Source organism: Bradyrhizobium erythrophlei (assembly GCF_042430365.1).
Taxonomy (GTDB): Bacteria; Pseudomonadota; Alphaproteobacteria; order Rhizobiales; family Xanthobacteraceae; genus Bradyrhizobium; species Bradyrhizobium erythrophlei.
This window is the reverse complement of the sequence record NZ_JBHMET010000024.1, coordinates 1-2,756: the sequence shown is the minus strand read 5'-3', so window position 1 is coordinate 2,756 and position 2,756 is coordinate 1. Positions and strand designations below refer to the sequence as shown.

At 61.2% G+C, this 2,756-nt stretch carries 1 protein-coding gene; it reads right to left on the bottom strand.

What is annotated here, in order from left to right; genetic code table 11:
- Positions 1-12: 12 nt before the first annotated feature.
- A complete protein-coding gene (locus ACFFWD_RS03225) occupies positions 13-2,241 on the bottom strand; it encodes a recombinase family protein (RefSeq protein WP_376961389.1) in 2,229 nt (742 codons plus the stop codon).
- Between the last annotated feature and the right edge of the window lie 515 nt (positions 2,242-2,756).

The window sequence follows — 2,756 nt, the reverse complement described above, 5'->3', positions numbered from 1 at the left end:
TTGGATGTTGCGTCATACTACACCTTCAGTTTTTTTGAGAGGGTCGAAGAGGTCTGGAGCAGCTGCGGGTACTTGAATTCGTATGCCTTTTGCCCGTCCGCGATAGACGTGAACGGCCTTAAGCTCGCCGCGCTTTACACGTTGCAAGATGGTTTGCCGCGAGACGCCGAGTAGATTCATGGCCTTGAACATCTTCACGTAACCTTCGGGCGCGCTCTCCACAAAGCGCGACCGCAACTCGTCATTGATACGGATGCGCCACGGCGCGCCAGGTGTGATCTGCTCTCCGGCAATGAAGCCATCGTTGAGGCAGCGATGCAACGTAGAGGGTGCGATCCCGAGAGCGCGTGCTGCTTTCTCGATCGTCATGCACTCGCCGTCCTGCACTTGCTGTTTCGGCTCGAAGCACGGGATCTCCCAGTGCGTCCGCAGGCTCGACACACGATTTGCCGTAAACGACAGTCCTGTGGCCGTTGTACGGCCTTGGCGATTGAGGATGCCGGCGATCTTGGTGTCGGGATAATGTGCAGCCAGTCGCCGCAGCAGATCAATCGTATCGTCGGCGGTGCGGATCGGCGATGGATGCGAGTGCGGCAATGGGACATTAACTTCACTGAAGAGACCGCCGCGCCAACGCAGCGTCAGGTGAGCGTTGTATTTATCGCGCTCGACTCTCAAGGTGACATCGTCGAGCAGCGTGCGGAGCAACTCCTTGCGATCGCGATCGCTCGTCGTGGGAGCGAACCAGATACGCTTGAGGTCTTTACCGAGTGCAAGGATCGCGTCGCGTTCTTCGTGCGTAAGCGAGCGCGGTCGGGCATGTTCGCGGTCCGAGAGTTCGGATTCGGCAGTCTTGAGTTCCAGCAGAGCGCTTTCCCATTCTGCTTCGAGTCCTCGCGCGACGAGTCTATTCTCCGGGTCCACGGCGCGATAGCGTCGCTCGGCGCGCTGCGCGTTGTAGCGCGCACGCTCGACGTCGCGACGGAACTGCGCGAGAGCCGTCTCGTGATCGGCGTCGAATTGCTCGATCGCCTGGAGCGAGGCTTCCAGGCCTGCGGGCGCGAGAGCCGCAAGGAACGCTTCGGCGACAGCCGCATCGATCTGCACACCGCCGATGTTGAGGCAGTACTCGCCCCGGCCGTTGACGATGTTCTTGCCGGCGCAGTGATATCCGGGCGCCGAGAACCGGCCGCTGTAGTGTACGGCCAGGCGCCGACCGCAGTGTCCGCATACGGCGAGGCCTTGCAGGAGTGCTGCGCCTTCTCTCACGGCACCCCCGCTCTGGTGCGGTCGAGGACGGATGTTCTGCGCCAGGCGCTTCTGGTTCGCCTCGAAGGTATTCCAATCGATGTATCCGGCATGATGGTCACGAATGAACACCGGCCACTGCTCGCGGTCGCGTTGTCTGATGCGCTTTCGGATTCGACCGCCCGCATCGAGATAGCATGTCTGCTGGGTGCGGCCATACACATAAACGCCGGCATAGAACGGGTTGGTGAGGACCTGGTGGATCTTTGTGTAAGTGGGGACGACCCAGCGGAGATCGACAAGGCTGTTGGAGTGCAGCGGAAAGCGCAGGCCTTGCGAGCGGAACCACAGCCACACGCGTCGTGCCGAGCCGAATTCGGAAAAGCGGTCGAAGACAGCATGGATCGCGGCTTGCACCGACTCGTCAGGATGCAACAGCACCTCCCCGTCGGCGTCGCCCCGTACCAGACCCACCGGCAGCCCGCGGTGCAGTTCTCCGCGTGCGGCCTTGTTGCGGATGCCACCGAGCAGCCGCGCACGCAGCACATGCAGCTCTGCCTCTGACATCGTACCTTTGAGCCCGAGCACCAGGCGGTCATTGAACAAGCCCGGATGATAAATCCCATCTCCATCACCGATGAGCGTGTGGGTCAGGCCACATAGATCGAGCAGACGGTACCAATCAGCATTATTGCGCGCTAGTCGCGAGACTTCCAAGCCGAGCACGATGCCCACCTGGCCGAGGCCGACCTCCGCGGTCATACGCGCGAAGCCGATGCGCTCGGAAAGGCCGGAACCGGAAATACCGAGGTCCTCATCGATGACTTTCACCTGATCGCGTCGCCAACCGAGCCGCGCGGCGCGTTCGGCTAACTCGTACTGACGGGCAGTGGACTCGCGATTATGCTCGACCTGCGTCGTACTGGACTGACGCACGTAGACGATTGCGCATCGGCGTAGGTGCTCAGCGGTGATCTTGCTCAGTTCGTTCATCGTTGTGATCTCCGGCAGTGGCGATTGCTCGGGCGATTAGTCGGGCGAGTCGCAGCACGAGATGTGCGCGCTGCTCTTTATCGAGGGCCTCCCATACGGGTACGGCCCCGCGCTGAGGTGGTGGGTCGAGAAAGCTTAGCTGCTGCATGGCTGTCCTCCGATTCCGGTGGCAGGACAGTATGCGCGGCATCCAATTGCCGCAGCAAAGCGTCGACGATCGTCCGGGCGTGCAGCAGCTCGGCGTGGGAAGCCAGGAATGCCGCTCGAGCGCATTGCGGGCTTGCACGCGGTAAATGTTGTGCGATAGGCAGATCTGTCCACGCGGCCGGTACAAGGGCACGGGTACCATCGGGCAGTACAAGCGTCAGATGAAGTTCGCCGCGTCGATGACACCAGCCAAGCACATTAAGCGCGGATCCCTCAAAAGGATGGCGCGACCGAACGATGGTTACCTGATCGGGATAGTCGTCGAGATGATGAGCGCGGTGGTGGGTAGTCTGTCGAGTAGTCTTTCG

Bases quoted from the DNA above. Each gene is read 5' to 3' on its own strand.
- ACFFWD_RS03225 (WP_376961389.1), bottom strand. From the start codon at position 2,241: ATGAACGAACTGAGCAAGATCACCGCTGAGCACCTACGCCGATGCGCA.